This window comes from Mesoterricola silvestris (genome assembly GCF_030295405.1).
GTDB lineage: Bacteria > Acidobacteriota > Holophagae > Holophagales > Holophagaceae > Mesoterricola > Mesoterricola silvestris.
The window spans coordinates 1,048,231-1,065,855 of record NZ_AP027080.1 but is presented as its reverse complement, the minus strand read 5'-3'; the positions used below and the strand labels follow the sequence as shown (position 1 = coordinate 1,065,855).

Below are 17,625 nucleotides of genomic sequence, written 5' to 3'. Positions count from 1 at the left end.
GGAACCTCCGGAATGGACGTCGCCAGCAAGTATTCTGCCCGAACTTCGATGCTATGATGCGGTCACCTTCCCGGAAATGACCATGCGTGACCGGATCCTGGACGACCTCCTCGGCATCCCGGAACAGACCGAGACGCTCTACGACTCCCTCATCCCGAAGCGGGTCAACAACCTGCTCCTGGTGACGAGCCTCTACGACAGCTACACGTTCATCGAGGACGGACGGCTCTCGGAAATGCTGCTCAACGAGTTCATGGAGCTCAACCTGCAGTACTCCCCGCATATCCAGCGGGTGTCCACGGCCCTGGAGGCCCTGGACCTCATCACCCGCATGGACTTCGACCTGGTGATCTCCATGCCCCGGGTGGGGGAGATGAACGTCCGGGAATTCGGGGAACGGGTGCAGGAGAGGGCCCCGGGGCTGCCGGTGATCCTCCTGGCCAGCAGCCTGCGGGAACTGGCGCAGCTGCAGCCCCTCACGGACCTCAAGGGCATCCACGACGTCTTCGTGTGGCTGGGTGACGTGCGCCTGTTCCTGGCCATGATCAAGCTGGTGGAGGACCACCTCAACGCCTGGCACGACGCGCGGCTCGCCGGGGTGAAGTGCATCCTGGTGGTGGAGGACAGCGTCCCCTTCTATTCCGCCAACCTGCCCGAGCTGTACACCGAGGTCATGAAACAGACCCTGACCCTCATGGCCGAGGGGGTGAACCGCTCCCAGCGCATCATCCGGCGCCGCGCCCGGCCCAAGATCCTCCTGGCCCACACCTTCGAGCAGGCCCTGGAGCTCTACCGCACCTTCCGGGAGGACCTGGTGGGCGTGATCCTGGACATCGCCTTCCCCCGGGAGGGCCGCATGGACCCCGCCGCGGGCCCGGCCTTCGCGCGGATCGTGGAGGAGGGCTCCCGGGACATCCCCATCCTCGTGCAGTCCACCTCCGAATTCTGGAGCCCCGGGCCCGGCTCGGCGGTGACCTTCGTGGACAAGCGCTCCCCGGACCTCCGCCAGGAGCTGCGCACCTTCATGCAGGACTACCTGGGCTTCGGCGAATTCATCTTCCGGGACAACCTGGGGACCGTCGTCTCCAAGGCCGACGACCTCCGCAGCCTGGAATGGTCGGTGCAGGCGGTGCCCCTGGAGAGCCTGGAATTCCATGCCGCCCGGGGCGACTTCAGCAAATGGCTCCGGGTGCGCACGGAATTCGAGCTGAGCGGGACCCTGGCGCGGATCATCGCCCGCACCCCCTCCGGGGAGGAGCTGCGCCGGGGGATCCTCCAGGCCCTCCATGCGCACCGGGCCCGGGTGGGCGCGGGGGTCGTGGCGGAGTTCTCCCCCACGGGCTTCGAGGGGAGCAGCCGCTTCGTGCGCCTGGGCACGGGCTCCCTGGGCGGCAAGGGCCGGGGCCTGGCCTTCGTGAATTCCCTGATCACGTCGTACCACCTGGAGAACCGCTTCCCGGGCATCCGCATCGCCGTGCCCCCCACCCTGGTCCTGGCCACCAGCGTCTTCGACCAGTTCATGGACGGTTCCGGGCTGCGGGCCTTCGCGCAGCAGGAGCAGGACAACGACGCCATCACCCGGGCCTTCCTGGCGGCGGACCTGCCCCGGGAGGCGGTGGACGCCCTGTGGACCTTCCTGGACTGGATCCGCTACCCCCTCGCGGTGCGCTCCTCCAGCCTGCTGGAGGACGCGTCCTACCAGCCCTTCGCGGGGATCTACGAGACGTACATGATCCCCAACAACGAGGAGGACCCCGAGCTGCGCCTGGCCCGGCTGGGCGACGCGGTGAAGCGCGTCTACGCCTCCACCTTCCACTCCGAGGCCAAGGCCTACCTCCAGTCCACGCCCAACCGCGTGGAGGAGGAGAAGATGGCGGTGGTGATCCAGCAGATGGCGGGGTGCCGCCACGGGCGCTACATGTACCCGGATTTCGCCGGGGTGGGCCGCTCCCTGAACTTCTACCCCATGCCCGGCATGAAGCCGGAGGAGGGCGTGGGCTCCGTGGCCCTGGGCCTGGGCAAGACGGTGGTGGACGGCGGGCGCTGCGCGCGCTTCTGCCCCGCCCAGCCCGCGAAGCCCCTCCAGTGGTTCTCGCCCCGGGACTACCTGCAGAACGCCCAGCGGGAGTTCCTCGCCCTGGACCTGGAAAGCCACGGATCCGGCCAGGGCGGCATGCTCAACCTGGCCACCCTGGACCTGGCCGCGGCCCGGGAGCACGGCACCCTCTACCCCGTGGGGGGCGTCTACTCCCCGGACAACGACGCCATCTACGACGGCTGCTCCCGCCCCGGCGTGCCCCTGGTGACCATGGCCGGCGTGTTCAAGGGCGGGGTCTTCCCCCTGGGCGAGGTGCTCACGCTGCTGCTCAAGGCCGGCGCCGCCGCCAATTCCTGCCCCGTGGAGATGGAATTCGCCGTCACCCTCTCCCGGAGCCCGGGCGAACCCCACGCCTTCGACTTCCTGCAGATCCGGCCCATGGTCCTGGGCACCGACGCCCAGGACATCCCCATGGCCGCCCTCCGCCCCGGGGACGCCATCTGCACCTCGCGCATGGCCATGGGCAACGGCTTCCTGGAGGGCATCCAGGACCTGGTGTACGTGCGCCCCGGAACCTTCAGCCGCGCGCGCACCCGGGAGATCGCGGCCGAGGTGGGCGACCTGAACCGGCGCCTCAAGGGCCGGCCCTACCTCCTGGTGGGCCCTGGCCGGTGGGGCAGCGGCGACCCCTGGCTGGGCATCCCCGTGGCCTGGTCCCAGATCGCCGGCGCCCGGTGCATCGTGGAGACCGACATGGGGGACATGCACGTGGACCCCTCCCAGGGATCGCACTTCTTCCAGAACCTCATGGCCTTCGGCGTGGGCTACCTCACGGTGGAATCCCAGGGCAGGGAGGACCTGCTGGACTTCCCCTGGCTGGAAGCCCAGGAGGCCGCCCACGAGACGGAACACCTGCGCCACCTGGCCTTCGCGGCGCCCCTGGAGGTGGCCCTGAACGGCCGGCGCAACCGGGGCGTGGTGCTCAAGCCCGGGTGCAGCCTGAGGGGTGGGTGAGCCTCAGGTCACTCCGGAAACCCCGTGGCCAGCCCCGCTTCGATGCCCGCGTAGGCCCGGTCCAGTTGCTCCCCGGTGACGCAGTAGGGCGGCATCAGGTAGACCGTGTTCCCCAGGGGCCGCAGAAGCAGCCCCCGCCGCAGGAAGTGCCGCTTCATGCGGGCGTTGAGCTGCGGATCCTCCCCCAGGACCTCGAAGGCCGCGAGGGTGCCCCGCACCCGCATGCGGGCGGCATTGGGGCTCGCCTCCACGATCCCCGCCAGGTCCGTGCGGTGCCTGTGTTCGATCCCGCTCCGGGCCTCGGCGCAGGCCGGGTCCAGCAGCAGGTCCAGGGAGGCCAGGGCCGCCGCGCAGCCCAGGGGGTTGGCCGTGAAGGAGTGGCCGTGCAGGAAGGCCCTGCCGGTGTCCTCGTCCAGGAAGGCGTCGTGGACGGCGTCGGTGGTGACCGTCAGGCTCATGGGGAGCGCGCCCCCGGTGAGGCCCTTGGACAGGCAGATGAAATCCGGCTCCACCCCCGCCCCCAGGCACCCGAAGAGCGGCCCCAGCCGCCCGAAGCCCGTCATCACCTCGTCCAGGATCACCAGGATGCCCCGGGCCCTCAGGCGCTCCACGGCGCCCCGCAGGAATTCCGGCCGGTGCATGCGCATGCCGCTGGCGCCCTGCACCAGGGGCTCGATGACGGCCGCGGCCGTGGACGCGCCGTGCAGGTCCAGGTGCCGGTCCAGGGCGGCCAGGGCCGCGGCCTCCTTGGCCTCCACGTCCCCGTCCCCCTCCCACGTGGCCGGCACGGGCAGCACGTCCACGGGGAACAGCATCGCCCGCCACGCCTCGAAGAACCGCGAGGACACCCCCACCGACATGGCCCCCACCGTGTCCCCGTGGTACCCGCCATCGAAGGCCAGGAAGCGGCCCCGGGCCTCCCCGCGGTTGCCCCGGGCCTGCAGCGCCATCTTCAGGGCCACCTCCACCGCGGTGGAGCCGTTGTCGGAAAAGAAGCAGCGCCGGAGCCCGGGGGGCAGCAGGGACGTGATCCGCCCGCAGAGCTCCACCGCCGGTTCGTGGGTGAAGCCCGCGAAGATCACCTGCTCCAGGCGCAGGGCCTGCTCGCCGATGGCCCGGGCGATGGCGGGGTGGCCGTGCCCGTGGAGGGTCACCCACCAGGAGGAGATGAGATCCAGGATCTCCTGCCCCTCGAAATCCGTGAGGACCGCGCCCCGGGCGGAGCGCACCGGGATGGGCGGCGGCGCGGTGTGCGCCTGGGTGAAGGGGTGCCACACCAGGGCGCGGTCCCGTTCCATGAGCGTGGTGCGGTCCATCAGCGGCCTCCCAGGGAGGAAAGGTCGAGCCCCGCCGCGGCCCCGGCCAGGGCTTCGGGGGTGAGGGGGTCCAGCCAGGGGATGCGGCCCAGGATGGGGGCCCCCCCAAGCCGGGCGATGGTCTCGATGTTTCGGGGATGGTCCGCCCCGCTGAAGACCACCCCCGCCACCGGCAGCCCCCGCCGGTGCAGGGCCTCCAGGGACAGCAGGGTGTGGTTGAGGGTGCCCAGTCCCGTGCGCGCGGCCAGCACCACCGGAAGGCCCAGGCGGGCCGCGAGGTCGATCATGAGGGTCCCGCCGTCCAGGGGCACCAGGAGGCCCCCCGCCCCCTCCACCACCAGGGGGCCTTCGGGCAGGACGATGCGCCCGGGATCAAGGCCGAGGCCCTCCTCGGCGGCGGCCTGGTCCGGGGAGAGGGCGGCCATGAAGGCGTAGACGGGGGGCGGGAAGTCCCCGGGCCGGCGCCCCGTGAGCCGGGCCACCACGCCGGTGTCGCCCCCCGGGGCCTCCCGCAGGCCGCTCTGGATGGGCTTCCAGTAGCGCGCCCCCAGGGCCAGGACCAGGGCGGCCGCCACGACGGTCTTGCCGGCGTCGGTGTCGGTCCCCGCCACGAAGACGCTTTTCATGGGGCCCTCCAGATCACGGTCAGCACATCGTAGGTGGCCAGGAACTCGCCGCCCCCGGCGCGCAGGAGGCGGCCCAGGGCCGCCGGGGAGAGCGCCGCGTGGCCCGGCGCGGCGGTGCGGGCCCCGGTGAGCTTCAGGTGATCCAGGAAGCCGTGGAGGTTCCCGCAGCGCATGGGGTAGGACCGGCGCTGGACGGCGCTGCCGGGAAGGAGCGCGGCCAGGGCCTCCGGGCTGGGATAGGCCGGGGTGCCCGGCTCCACCCCCGCGGCCCGGCACCGGCCCCGCCACTCGGGGAAGGTGCCGGCCCCCAGGGTGGTCACCGCCAGGACGCCGCCGGGTTTCAGCAGGCCATGGAGCCGGGCGAGGCCGGCCCCCAGGTCCCCGAACCACTGCACCGCCAGGCTCGAAACGATCAGGTCGAAGCGCCGTCCCCCCAGGTCCGGAGCCTCCCCGTCCAAGACCCGCGCCTCCACGCTGGGCACGCGCCGGGCGCAGGCCGCCACCATGGCCGGGGCCAGGTCCGTGGCCAGCCACCGGCACCCGGGCAGGGCCGGGGCCAGGGCGGCGGTGAGGAAGCCGGTGCCGCAGCCGATCTCCAGCACCTCCGGGGCCGGCCCCGGGGGCAGGGCCAGGATGCCCGCCGCGAGGTCCCCCGCCACCCGCAGCTGGGGCCCCGCCTGGCCATCGTAGGTGCCGGCCGCGGCGTCGAAGCGCCGGAGGATGGTGTCCTTCCAGGCGCTCATGCCGGGAGGGCCCTGGCCAGATCCCCGGGCCGCGTCAGGGGCAGCACGTGCCCGCCGGTGGGCCACGGGCGGCCCCCGAAGGCCATGGGCACCAGGGGGTCGTCGGCGGCGCCCAGGGCGAGCACCGGTTGCCGGAGCCCGCGGGCGTCCTCGTCGCGCATGCGCAGGAGATCGGCCCGGAGCCGCGCCACATCGGGTTCGCCGGGGGGCGGCTCCGTGCCGAGGCGGGCGTGGAAGGCCCGCAGCACGCCCCCGGGGTCCGCCTGGAGGCGGTCCAGCATGCGGTCCAGGACCCGCACCGGCGTGCCCTCCGGATAGTCCGCCGCGGCGGAAAACCGCGCGAATCCGTTCACCGCCACCAGCGGCACCCCGTCCAGGGCGGGCTCCCGCAGGGCCCAGAGGCACCCGAAGGAATGGCCCACCACCAGGTCCAGGGCCGGGGGCAGCTCCAGCCGGGCCGGGCCGAAGTACCCCAGGTCCAGGGTGAACCACCGGGGCCCGGGCAGGGCCTCCCGCAGGGGCTCCCACAGGGACGGGCCGAAGCCCCAGCCGTGCACCAGGAGGATCCGCTTCACGCGCCGGCCCTCCCCAGCCCTTGCAGGGCGCCGATGAGCAGGCCGATGTCCTCCTCCGTGTGGGCCGCGCTCAGGGCCAGGCGCAGCCGCCCGGTGCCGGGGGGCACGGTGGGGGGCCGGATTCCCACCGCGAGCACGCCCCGCTCCTCCAGGAACCGCGACCCGGCCAGGGTTTCCGCGTCCGAGCCCAGGACGGCGGGGATGATCTGGGTGTCCGAACCCAGGGTGTCGAGGCCCAGCCCGCGCAGGGCCTCCCGCACCTGGGCGGAATGCCGGTGGAGCCGCTCCCGGGCCCCGTCCAGGTGCTCCAGGAGGCCCAGGGCCGCCAGGGCCGCCGCCGCGGAGAAGGGCGGCAGGGCGGTGCTGAAGATGAAGCCCCGGCAGGTGTTCACGAGCCAGTCCACCAGGACGCCGTCGCAGGCCACGAAGGCCCCGTAGCCGCCCAGGGCCTTTCCGAAGGTGCCCATCACCAGGTCCACGCGCCCCTTCACCGCCGCCTCGGCGCAGAGCCCCGCGCCGCCGGGGCCCAGCACCCCCGTGGCGTGGGCCTCGTCCACGTAGAGGAAGGCCCCGTGCGCGGCGGCCAGGTCCGCCAGGGCCGGCAGATCCGCCCTGTCCCCGTCCATGCTGAAAACGCTCTCCGTGAGGATCATGCGGAAGGTGCCCCCGCCCCGCTCCAGCAGCTCCCGCAGGTGCGCCACGTCGTTGTGGCGGAAGCGCTGGGCGCGGATCCCGGCCAGGCGCAGGCCTTCGTACATGGACGCGTGGGCCAGGCGGTCGATGAACACCCGGGGCGCGTCCCCCGCGGCCCGCGGATCCAGCAGCGCCGCCAGCACCGCGGCGTTGGTCTGGAAGCCGGAGCCCATGACCAGGGCCGCCTGGGTTCCCTTCAGGGACGCAAGCGCCGCCTCCAGCCTTTCGTGCACCGGCAGGGTGCCGCACACCAGGCGCGAGGCGCCGGCCCCCGCCCCCTCCGCGGCGGCCCGGGCCAGGCGCGGATCCCGGGCCAGGCCCAGATAGTCGTTGCTGGAGAAGTTCACCAGGCGCCGGCCGCCGCGCTCCACGGCCATGCCCTCCAGGGGCGTGACGGGCGCCAGCGCGCGGCGCCGGGAGGCGCGGCCCAGCTCGTCCAGGGCCCGGACCAGGGAATCGCGGTAGGCGTCCACGCCCCTAGACCCGGGCGCCTTCCACGCGCATGCCCAGGGCTGCCAGCAGGCGCCGGTCGTGGTTCTCGCCGGGGTTGGGGGTGGTGAGGAGCTTATCGCCCGTGAAGAGGGAATTGGCCCCCGCCAGGAAGGCCAGGGCCTGCATCTCGTCGCTCATGGCGGTGCGCCCCGCGCTGAGGCGGATCCGGCTGGCCGGGAAGAGGATCCGGGCCGTGGCGATCATGCGGATGAACTCCAGGGGCGGCACCGGGGGCAGATCGGCCAGGGGGGTGCCCGCCACGGGCACCAGGTGGTTGATGGGGATGCTCTCCGGGGGCGGATCCAGCTGGGTCAGCTCGTGGAGGAAATGCACCCGGTGATCGATGGTCTCGCCCATGCCCACGATGCCGCCGCAGCACACCTCCAGCCCCGCCTGGCGCACCGCGTCGATGGTCCGCAGGCGCTGGTCGAACTTCCGGGTGCTGACGATGGTTTCGTAGAAATCCTTGCTGCTGTCGATGTTGTGGTTGTAGACCTTGCAGCCGGCCTCCTTGAGGCGCCGGGCCTGGGTGGCGTCCAGCATGCCCAGGGTCACGCACACCTCCATCCCCAGGTCCGCGACGCCCCGCACCATGGCCAGCACGGCCTCGAACCCCGCGTCGTCCCGCACCTCGCGCCAGGAGGCGCCCATGCAGTAGCGGGTGGAGCCCTGGTCCCGGGCGGCCCGGGCCCCTTCCAGGACCGCGTCCAGCTCCTTCATGGGCTCCACCTTGAGCCCGGTGTCGTACCGCGCGCTCTGGGGGCAGTAGGCGCAGTCCTCGGGGCAGGCCCCCGTCTTGATGGAATCCAGGGTGCAGAACTGGATCTCCTCGGGGTCCCAGTGGGCCCGGTGCGCCGCGGCGGCCCGGAAGAGCAGCTCGGGAATGGGCAGATCGTGGATGGCGCGGATCTCGGCGGGCGTCGTCATGGGTGGTCCTTGGAACAAAGGACCCAGGCTAACATGACGGCTGTTCCAGCCTCCTGAGGTGGCCCACCAGGGCGTCCAGCTTCGATTTGAGGTCGGCGAGGGCCCCTTCGGGGATGCCCAGGGCCCCGGCGAGGGTCTCGGGGACGCAGGCGCACGCCCCCTTGAGGGCGGCGCCCCGGGGCGTGAGGTCCACCCGCACCACCCGCTCGTCCTTCCGGCTCCGGGTCCGGGTGATGAATCCGGCTTGCTCCAGGCGCTTGAGGAGCGGAGTCAGGGTGTTGGTGTTGAGCAGGGCCCGGTCGCCCAGGTGCGAAACGGGGCACGGAGCGTCCTCCCACAGGATCATCAGGATGATGTACTGCGGGTACGTGAGCCCCAGCGGCTCGAGAAGCGGCTGGTAGAGCCGCGTCACGAGCCGCGAGGCCGCGTAGAGGGGAAAGCAGAGCTGGCGGTCCAGGCGCAGGAGGTCCGCGCCGGCGCCGCTCACAGGAGCACCAGCTCCACCGGCACGTTGCCGCGCACGGCGTTGGAGTAGGGGCACACCTGATGGGCCTGTTCCATGAAGGCCTGGGCCTGGTCCCGGGGCAGGTCGGGGAGGTACACCTCGAGCTTCACCGCGAGCTGGAAGCCCCCGCCGTCCTTGGGTCCGATGCCCACCGTCGCGTCCACGCGCTGGGTGCCCAGCCGCACCTTGGCGCCCCCGGCCACGAAGCCCAGGGCGCTCTGGAAGCACGCGGCGTACCCCGCCGCGAAGAGCATCTCGGGATTGGGCTGGGCGCCCCCGGGCCCGCCCAGCCCCTTGGGGAGCGCCAGCTGGAAGTCCAGCACGCCGTCTTCGCTGGTGACGCGCCCGGCGCGCCCGCCGTTGGCCGAGGCCTTGATTTCGTAGAGAGGGTTCATGGCTGATCCTTTTTGAGTCGGCAACGATTATGTCGCTTGCGATATATTTATCTCTTTCCGGGCTCCCGTCAAGGGTCTTTTTCCTCCGGCCGCCGGCGGCGGTCCGTTGCGCGGCGGAGCCGACCGGGGCAGGATCTTGGGCAAGGAGTCCACCATGCTTCTCCAGGGCCGTACCATCCTCGTCACCGGCGGAGGCCGGGGCATCGGCGCCGCCACCGCGCGCCGCCTGGCCAGCCACGGCGCGGCCGTGGCGGTGAGCTACGCCACCAACGAGGCCGCCGCCAAGGGCGTCGTGGAGGCCATCGCCGCCGCGGGCGGCAGGGCCGCGGCCTTCAGGGCGGACGCCCGGGATCCGGGCCAGGTGGAGACCCTGTTCCGGGAGGTGGAGGCCGCCCTGGGCCCCGTGGACACCCTGGTGCTCAACGCCAACATGAGCTTTCCCGTGGCCCCCTTCACCGCCATGCCCTGGGAGGGCTTCCAGCAGAAGCTCGTGGGCGAGCTGGCCTCGGCCTTCCACGCCTGCAAGGCCGCGGTGCCGGGCATGATCGCCCGGGGCAAGGGGTGCATCATCGCCGTGAGCAGCGGCCTCTCCCGCCAGCCCGGGGAGGGCTTCTCCGCCCACACCACCGCCAAGTCGGGCCTGGACGCCCTCATGAAGTCCCTGGCCCTGGAGCTGGGCCCCCACGGCATCCGCGTGAACGTCGTGGCCCCCGGCCTCACCGAGACCGACGCCACCGCCCACTTCCCCGAGGCGGCCAAGGCCGCCGCCGGGAGCCGCCTGCCGCTGCGCCGCATCGGGCAGCCCGATGACGTGGCGGGGATCATCGCCCTGGTGGCGTCGGACGAGGCGGGCTATCTCACGGGTCAGTACCTCTCGGCGGGCGGCGGCGGGATGATGCTCTAGAATGGGTCGGCAAACCCCAGGTGCCTTGAACCCGTGATGAAGGGGCTGTTCCAGGTTGAGCGTATCCCGGTTCATCCCGTTGATCGGCGTTTATCCCTGTTTCCGCAGGGCTGACGCAGCGGGGATCGGAGCGCAGGTTACTCGACGTCCTTTACCCAAAGGTGGCGATAACTCCCGGCGAAATTCAAACGGGGATAAACAGGATCCAGGGGAAAAGGCAGGATAAAGAACGTCAGGTCCATGCTGGAGCCAGACCATCGAGAACAATCCCGGGATTCATTACCTAGGGGTTGCCGACACACCCGAGTCCGCTTCTTTGCGCTCCGCCAGCAGGGCCTTCGTCGCATAAGCCGACTCCTCCGTCAGCGGGTAGGCCGCGAGCAGGAGGATGCCCGCCACGCACAGCGCCGTGGGCAGGCCGATCTCCCAGAACCGGACCCAGAACATCGTGGAAGCCGTCTGGGTGCCCATGCCCTCCAGGAAGCCCGTCCACCGCAGCAGGTAGCCTCCCACCACCGAGGCGATGGAGACGCCCACCTTCCACCACCAGTTGTAGACGGCGAAATAGACGCCTTCCTGGCGGGTGCCCACCCGCGCCTCCTCCTCGTCGCAGATGTCCGAGATCATGGAGTTCACCAGGGAGAAGCAGAACACCATCCCCAGGGAGAGGCAGATGGTGGGGATGAACGTGAGCCTGGGCCAGGCGCGGTTGTAGCACACCAGCTTGAGCAGGTTGCCGCCGGCGATGACCGCGAAGCTGAGGATCACGGTGCCCTTCTTCCCCAGGTGCCTGGAGAGCCAGAGCATGGGGAACACGCCGGCGATGCCCACCGCGGCCCAGAGGGTGCCGTTCTGGGCCATGAGGCTGCTGGCGGCGTCCTTGTCGCCCCCGTAGAGGTAGAAGATCGTCGTGAAGTTGCTGAAGCCCATCACCACCTGGAACCCCACGATCAGCAGCGTGAAGGCCGCCACCAGCTTCAGGAAGGCGCCGTTGCGGTAGGTGGCCCGGAAGCCCTTGAGGATGGGGATGTGCTCCTGCTTGCGGGCCTGGTGGAGCTTGCCCTCCTTGCACACGAGGGCGCACACCAGGGCGGAGCCGGTGAGGAAGAAGCTCATGCCCAGGCACACCCACTTGATGCCCGCCACCGTGTCCCCGTGGAACACGGGCCGGTTGGCCAGGTAGTACACCCAGGGCAGGAAGAAGGCCCCCACGTTGCCGATGAAACTGGCGTAGGCGAAGATGCTGGTCTTCTCGTGGTAGTCCTCGGTCATCTCCAGGCCCAGCGCCCCGTGGGGGATGGAATAGATGGGCACGACGGTGTAGAAGAACAGCGACGTTGCGATGAAGTACGCGAACATCGCCGGCCGGCTCCAGTCCCTGGGCACCGTCCACAGGAGCGTGAAGGCCACGCCCAGGAGGATGCCGCCGACCACCAGGAAGGGGATGCGCCGGCCGAAGCGGGAGCGGCTGTTGTCCGAAAGGTTGCCCAGGATGGGGTCCACCAGCGCGTCCCACAGGCGCGGAATGGCCTGGGCGTACCCGATCCAGATGGCGCTGATGCCCAGCCCCACGACGTACACGAGGCTCGTGAGCTGCACCACGGAATTCACGGCCACGATGGTGACGATCGCCCCCAGCCCGTAGGCGATCTTCTGCCGGACGGGAACCCGGTCCGCGGCGAGGGTCGTGTGGTGGGGGTGGCTGGCCATGGGGGATCCTGACGGGAGGCGGCGGCGGGGAGCAAAAACCGGCATCCAGCCCCGGATATCCAAGGGTCATGCCGCTTTTTGCCAGGCTGCGAGCTGCGTTCGTGGGCGTCCTGCAACCATTTTCGTTTCGTTACAGGGTCGTTACTTTCTTCTTGCAGGTTTCAAGGTCAGGGGTATATTACTACTTGTCCCAGACTTGTAAACGTTTTCATTTCCTCTCCACCGGAGAACCGAGCCATGACGCAGCGCCCCCAGGAAGGTGCCGCCCCCCCGGATGACCGGGCGGAGGTGACCATCCATGACGTGGCCCGCATGGCGAACGTTTCCATCGCCACCGTGTCCCGGGTGCTCAACGGCACCAACCCGGTGAAGGGCGCCACCAGCGACCGGGTCCAGGAGGCCATCGAGGCCCTGGGCTACATCCCCCACAGCGGGGCCCGGAGCCTGATCAAGAAGGAGACCCGCACCATCGGCGCCCTGCTCCCGGACATGTTCGGCGAGTTCTTCTCGGAGGTGATCCGGGGCCTGGACCAGGTGGCGCGCAACCGCCACTACAGCCTCCTGGTGACCTGCACCCACGGGGACATGGAATCCGCCGAGGCGATGCTCAGGACCATGCACGGCAAGGTGGACGGACTGGTGATCCTCTCCTCGGAGATGGAAGTGCATGCCGGCATGGCCCGCCTCCTGAAGCGCACCCCGGCGGTCTTCCTCAGCCAGGTGGCGGGGGGCCTGGAGGAGCGCTTCGATTCCATCAGCGTGGACAACCACGGCGGGGCGCTGTCCATGGTGCGCTACCTCATCGGGCTGGGCCATTCGCGCATCGCCTTCATCCGCGGCCCCGAGAACAACACCGACGCCCAGCAGCGACTGAGGGGCTACCGGGACGCCATGGCCGGCTTTCCCGGAACCCAGGGCCGCGGCCTGGAGGCCCAGGGGGATTTCGGGGAGGCCTCAGGCTACCGCGCCGCGTGCCGGCTCCTCAAGACCTCGCCCCGGCCCACCGCCATCTTCGCGGCCAACGACGACATGGCCATCGGGGCCCTGGCCGCCCTGAAGGACCAGGGCCTCCGGGTCCCCGAGGACATCTCCCTGGCGGGCTTCGACGACGTGCCCATCGTGCGGTACCTGACCCCCGCCCTCACCTCCATCCGCGCGCCCATCTCCGACCTGGGCGCCAGGGCCGCCGAGAGGCTGCTGACGGTCATCGAAGCCGGGGGCGCCGTCCAGCCCCGGCAGCAGACCCTCGAAGTGCTCCTGGTGCCCCGCGGCTCCACCTGCCCGCCCCTTCCCGGGAACGGGGGCCCATGAGCCTCCGCCCCTTCGCAGCATTACCGTAAGTCAAATTTTTCCACCAAAAGGAGAGAACCATGAGCCGAACCCTCCGAGCCAGGGTCAGCGGAGCCTCTATCCCCGCCTTCGCGGCGGCCCTCATCGCCATGGGCACAGCCCCCTGTCTGATGGCCCAGACCACCACCGCCATCCTGCGCGGCCACGTCCTCATGGGCGGCAAGGCCGTGGGCGGCGCCACCGTCACGGCCGTGGACAAGGCCAAGGGCTTCACCACCCGGGCCGTGGCCAAGGCCGACGGCACCTACCACCTCATGCTGGACCCCGCCACCTACACCCTCACCGCCACCGCCCCGGGCGGCGGCACCGCCGTGAAGTCCGTGCGGGTGCAGGTGGGCCAGGCCCTGGATCTGGACTTCAACCTGGCCCCCCAGGCCGCCGCGGTGGTGGAGGTCACGGGTTCCCTCACCGAGCTCCGTTCCGCCGAAGTGGCCACCAACATCAGCCTCGAGCAGCTCGAGGGCCTTCCCCAGGGCAACCGCAACTTCCTGAACTACGCCGCCCTGGCCCCCGGCATCAAGCTCTCCAACGACGAGTTGAACCAGTCCTTCTCCTCCGGAGGCCAGACCAACCAGCGCGTCAACATCTTCATCGACGGCGCGAGCTACAAGAGCGATGTCCTTTCCGGCGGCACCGTCGGCCAGGACAGCAGCCGCGGGAACCCCTTCCCCCTGGGCGCCGTGCAGGAATTCCGCGTGATGACGGAGAACTACAAGGCCGAGTACCAGAAGGCCTCGGGCGCCGTCATCAGCGCCGTCACCAAGTCCGGCACCAACGACTTCCACGGCGACCTCTTCGTGTACTACCAGAACAAGGACCTGGTCTCGAACAACTACTTCGCCGAGAAGCGCGGCCAGCCCAAGCCCGAGTACTCCCGCACCCAGGAGGGGTTCAGCGTCGGCGGCCCCATCCTCAAGGACAAGATGCACTTCTTCCTGTCCTATGAAGGCAACCAGCAGAACCGCGACAACCAGGTCTACCTGGGCGGCGGCAACCTCAGCGGCGCCTCCGCGGCCCTGGTGAACCAGCTCAAGAGCTACGCCGGGAACTACGCCTCCCCCTTCCGCTCCAACCTGGTGTTCGGCAAGGTGGACTACCAGCTCAACCCCGCCCACATCCTGGAGTACTCCTTCAACTACCGCTCCGAGCACGAGAAGCGGGACTTCGGCGGCCAGACCACGTACGAGAACGGTTCGGACATGTCCAACAGCGTCCTCACCACCAGCCTGAAGGACAAGTTCACCACCTCCAGCTGGGTGAACGAATTCATGATCACCTACCAGAAGTCCGAGTGGAATCCCAAGGCCATCAACCCCGATCTCGTCGCCAAGAACTACTACGGCATCCTGATCACCGGCGGCCACACCGATCAGCAGGACTTCGTCCAGAAGCGCATCTCCCTGCGCGACGACTTCTCCTACGTCGCCGTGGCCAACCACAGCTTCAAGTTCGGCGGCAACATCGACTTCATGGACTACGGGATCAAGAAGTACCAGCTGGGCAACCCCGTCTTCAACTTCGACCCCAATCTCGACCCCACCCTCACGATCCCCTTCCAGGCCCAGTACGGCGTCGGCAACCCCGACCTGAGCGCCACGAACCGCCAGATCGGGTGGTACGCCCAGGACGACTGGAACGTCACCCCCCGCCTCCTGGTCAATATCGGCCTGCGCTGGGACTACGAGTCCGACATGTTCAACGACGACTACGTCACCCCGAAGTCCGTGGTGACGGCCCTGGGCGGGATGTACGACTCCAAGTACTTCACCGACGGCACCAAGCGCAAGCCCTACTACGGCGCCTTCCAGCCGCGCCTGGGCTTCTCCTATGACGTCAAGGGCGACGGCACGGCGGTCGTGTTCGGCGGCGTGGGCCGCTACTACGACCGGGAGTCCTTCAACAACGTGCTCGACGAGCGCTTCCGCCTGCAGTACGCCGTGCGCACCTTCACGTTCTCCAAGGACGGCTCGCCCGTGAACGGCACCCCCGCCATCAAGTGGGATCCCAGCTACATGTCCAAGGACGGCCTGAACGGCCTCATCGCCCAGGGCGTGGCCCCCAATCCCGAGGTCTTCCTCCTGGACAACAACGCCAAGCCCGCCCACTCCGACCAGATCAGCCTGGGCATGCGCACGAAGGTGGGCAGCGTCAACGCCTCGATCACCTTCACGGACGTGCGCAGCTTCGACGCCATCACCTGGAAGTGGGGCAACCGCGACGCGCAGCTGAACTACATCTCCGTCCCCGGCTATTCCAACGTGCTGCTCAGCGACACCAAGAAGACCTGGTACGACGCGATGTACGTGGTCGTGGAGAAGCCCTACACCGAGGCCTCGGGCTGGGGCGCCGGCATCCACTACACCCTCTCCAGCGCCAAGCAGACCGGGAACGATCTCTTCAGCCTGGACTTCGTCAACGCCGACGCCTACGGCAAGCACCCCACGGCCGACGACGAGCGCAACCGCCTGGTCATGGACGGCATGGTGAGCCTGCCCTACGGCTTCCGCCTGAGCGGCCTCATCACCCTCTCCTCCGGCCTGCCCTACACCATCTGGGACGTGACCAACGGGTGGGGCTACAACCAGCGCCACTTCCACTACAACGCCGGCCGGCCCCAGAAGTACAGCTTCATCATCCCCAACGCCTGGGGCTACCGCTCGGTGGACCTGAAGCTCCAGAAGGACTTCCGCATCGGCAAGAGCAGGCTGGGCCTGAACGTGGAAGCCCTCAACGCCTTCAACTACCACAACTGGATCTACGGATGGGATTCGGGCTACATTGACGGGTCCGCCGGCGCGGCCGCGAAGTTCGGCCAGCCCGTGGACGCCATGGTGGGCCGCCGCATCCAGTTCGGCGCCACGTTCCAGTTCTGAGCAGGAAGGTCCAACCGGTATGGGAACGTTTACATTTTTTAACAAGGCGTCCGTAGGCCTGTCGCTGCTGCTGGCGGTTTCCACCGCCTGCGGCGGCGCCCCGCCCGCCCAACCCGTGCCGGAGCTCTCGGACCAGGCATTCATCGAACTGCTGGAACAGCGGACGTTCCAGTTCTTCTGGGACACGGCGGATCCGGGGACGGGCCTCATCCCGGACCGCCATCCCAGCCCCTCCTTCGCCAGCATCTCGGCGGTGGGATTCGGGCTCACCGCCTACGTCATCGGCGCCGAGCGCGGCTACGTCACCCGGGAGCAGGCCGCTCAGCGGGTGCTCCTCACCCTGCGCTTCCTGGACCGGGCCCCCCAGGGCCCGGACCCCGTCAACGCCACGGGCCACCACGGCTTCTACTACCATTTCCTCGACATGAAGACCGGCCTCCGGTTCAAGAACGTCGAGCTCTCCACCATCGACACCGCCCTGCTCATCGCGGGGGCCCTCACCTGCCAGGCCTACTTCGACCGCCCCGCCGAGGCCGAGATCCGCGCCATCGCCTCCCGCCTCAACGAGCGAGTGGAGTGGACCTGGGCCATGCCCCGGGCCAACCGCGTGAGCATGGGCTGGACCCCCGAGGAGGGCTTCAACACCTACGACTGGCACGGGTACATGGAGGCCATGCTCCTGGAATTCCTGGCCCTGGGCTCCCCCACCCACGCCATCCCCGCGGCGGCCTGGCCCGAGTACACGAAGTCCCAGGCGTGGGCCACCTTCCAGGGGCAGGCCTGCTACCAGTTCGGGCCGCTCTTCGGACACCAGTTCTCCCACGTGTGGGTGGACTTCCGCGGCGTGCGCGACGCCGCCACGGCCGCCCTGGGCATCGACTACGCCGAGGAGACCCGGCGCGCCACCCTATCCCAGCGCGCCTACGCCCAGGCCAATCCCGGAAACTGGAAGGGCTACGGTCCCAATATCTGGGGCATCTCCGCCTGCGACGGCCCCAGCGACGCCGTGCTCCAGGTGGACGGCGTCCGGCGCACCTTCCTCACCTACGCCGCCCGGGGGGCCGCCGCCAACGGCATCCTGGACGACGGCACCATCACCCCCAACGCGGCCGCGGGCTCCCTGCCCTTCACCCCGGAGGTGTCCCTGCCCGCCCTGAAGGAGATGCGGCGGCGCTTCGGGGACAACCTCTTCTCCAAATACGGCTTCCTGGACGCCTTCAACGAGACCTTCCCCGAGGGCGCCCCCGCCCACCACGGCCGCACCATCAAGGGCCTGGGCTGGGTGGACACCGACTACCTGGGCATCGACCAGGGCCTGATCCTGGGCATGGTGGAGAACTACCGCTCGGGCCTAGTGTGGCGCCTCCTGCGGAACGATCCCACCCTCCGGCGCGGCATGGTCCGGGCCGGGTTCAAGGGCGGCTGGCTCGACACCCCCGCGGCGAAAAAGCCATGAGGGGGCCC

At 69.9% G+C, this 17,625-nt stretch carries 14 protein-coding genes; 5 read left to right on the top strand and 9 right to left on the bottom strand.

The genetic code is table 11. The annotated features are described in order from the left end of the window. Positions 1–82: 82 nt before the first annotated feature. Positions 83–3,052: a PEP/pyruvate-binding domain-containing protein gene (locus R2J76_RS04490; protein ID WP_316414606.1), complete on the top strand. Its 2,970-nt coding sequence runs from the start codon at positions 83–85 to the stop codon at positions 3,050–3,052. An 8-nt stretch (positions 3,053–3,060) separates the two neighbouring features. Here R2J76_RS04490 and bioA read toward each other — a convergent pair whose 3' ends face one another. The 8 genes from bioA to R2J76_RS04450 are packed head-to-tail and all read right to left on the bottom strand — an operon-like array spanning position 3,061 to position 9,324. After that, positions 3,061–4,368, bottom strand: coding sequence for an adenosylmethionine--8-amino-7-oxononanoate transaminase (bioA, locus tag R2J76_RS04485; protein ID WP_316414605.1), 1,308 nt, complete (start codon positions 4,366–4,368; stop codon positions 3,061–3,063). Beyond that, positions 4,368–4,994: a dethiobiotin synthase gene (gene bioD, locus R2J76_RS04480; protein WP_316414604.1), complete on the bottom strand. Its 627-nt coding sequence runs from the start codon at positions 4,992–4,994 to the stop codon at positions 4,368–4,370. The genes bioA and bioD overlap by 1 nt, the downstream gene beginning before the upstream one ends. After that, positions 4,991–5,737, bottom strand: a complete 747-nt coding sequence (locus tag R2J76_RS04475) for a methyltransferase (protein ID WP_316414603.1) — start codon at positions 5,735–5,737, stop codon at positions 4,991–4,993. The genes bioD and R2J76_RS04475 overlap by 4 nt, the downstream gene beginning before the upstream one ends. Continuing rightward, the gene (locus R2J76_RS04470) at positions 5,734–6,312 is read right to left on the bottom strand and encodes an alpha/beta hydrolase family protein (protein ID WP_316414602.1); all 579 of its coding nucleotides are present in this window, start codon (positions 6,310–6,312) and stop codon (positions 5,734–5,736) included. Before R2J76_RS04470 ends, R2J76_RS04475 begins: the two co-directional genes overlap by 4 nt. Beyond that, positions 6,309–7,478, bottom strand: a complete 1,170-nt coding sequence (locus R2J76_RS04465) for an aminotransferase class I/II-fold pyridoxal phosphate-dependent enzyme (RefSeq protein ID WP_316414601.1) — start codon at positions 7,476–7,478, stop codon at positions 6,309–6,311. The genes R2J76_RS04470 and R2J76_RS04465 overlap by 4 nt, the downstream gene beginning before the upstream one ends. Before the next feature lie 4 nt (positions 7,479–7,482). Beyond that, positions 7,483–8,424, bottom strand: coding sequence for a biotin synthase BioB (bioB, locus tag R2J76_RS04460; RefSeq protein WP_316414600.1), 942 nt, complete (start codon positions 8,422–8,424; stop codon positions 7,483–7,485). 28 nt (positions 8,425–8,452) lie between these two features. Beyond that, the gene (locus R2J76_RS04455) at positions 8,453–8,911 is read right to left on the bottom strand and encodes a MarR family winged helix-turn-helix transcriptional regulator (protein ID WP_316414599.1); all 459 of its coding nucleotides are present in this window, start codon (positions 8,909–8,911) and stop codon (positions 8,453–8,455) included. Then, a complete protein-coding gene (locus tag R2J76_RS04450; protein WP_316414598.1) occupies positions 8,908–9,324 on the bottom strand; it encodes an organic hydroperoxide resistance protein in 417 nt (138 codons plus the stop codon). The genes R2J76_RS04455 and R2J76_RS04450 overlap by 4 nt, the downstream gene beginning before the upstream one ends. A 154-nt stretch (positions 9,325–9,478) precedes the next feature. On the opposite strand from R2J76_RS04450, the gene R2J76_RS04445 reads away from it, so the two are divergent. Continuing rightward, the gene (locus R2J76_RS04445; RefSeq protein WP_316414597.1) at positions 9,479–10,228 is read left to right on the top strand and encodes an SDR family NAD(P)-dependent oxidoreductase; all 750 of its coding nucleotides are present in this window, start codon (positions 9,479–9,481) and stop codon (positions 10,226–10,228) included. A 279-nt stretch (positions 10,229–10,507) separates the two neighbouring features. On the opposite strand, the gene R2J76_RS04440 is transcribed toward R2J76_RS04445, so the two are convergent. Then, positions 10,508–11,938 (bottom strand): MFS transporter, encoded by a 1,431-nt coding sequence (locus R2J76_RS04440; RefSeq protein WP_316414596.1) that lies wholly within the window; start codon positions 11,936–11,938, stop codon positions 10,508–10,510. 237 nt (positions 11,939–12,175) lie between these two features. Between R2J76_RS04440 and R2J76_RS04435 the strand changes: the two genes are divergently transcribed. The 3 genes from R2J76_RS04435 to R2J76_RS04425 are packed head-to-tail and all read left to right on the top strand — an operon-like array spanning position 12,176 to position 17,617. Continuing rightward, positions 12,176–13,249 (top strand): LacI family DNA-binding transcriptional regulator, encoded by a 1,074-nt coding sequence (locus R2J76_RS04435; RefSeq protein ID WP_316414594.1) that lies wholly within the window; start codon positions 12,176–12,178, stop codon positions 13,247–13,249. 59 nt (positions 13,250–13,308) lie between these two features. Continuing rightward, entirely contained in the window at positions 13,309–16,161 is a 2,853-nt protein-coding gene (locus R2J76_RS04430; protein ID WP_316414593.1) for a TonB-dependent receptor, read from the top strand. 19 nt (positions 16,162–16,180) lie between these two features. Continuing rightward, the gene (locus R2J76_RS04425; protein ID WP_316414592.1) at positions 16,181–17,617 is read left to right on the top strand and encodes a glucoamylase family protein; all 1,437 of its coding nucleotides are present in this window, start codon (positions 16,181–16,183) and stop codon (positions 17,615–17,617) included. Positions 17,618–17,625 lie beyond the last annotated feature (8 nt).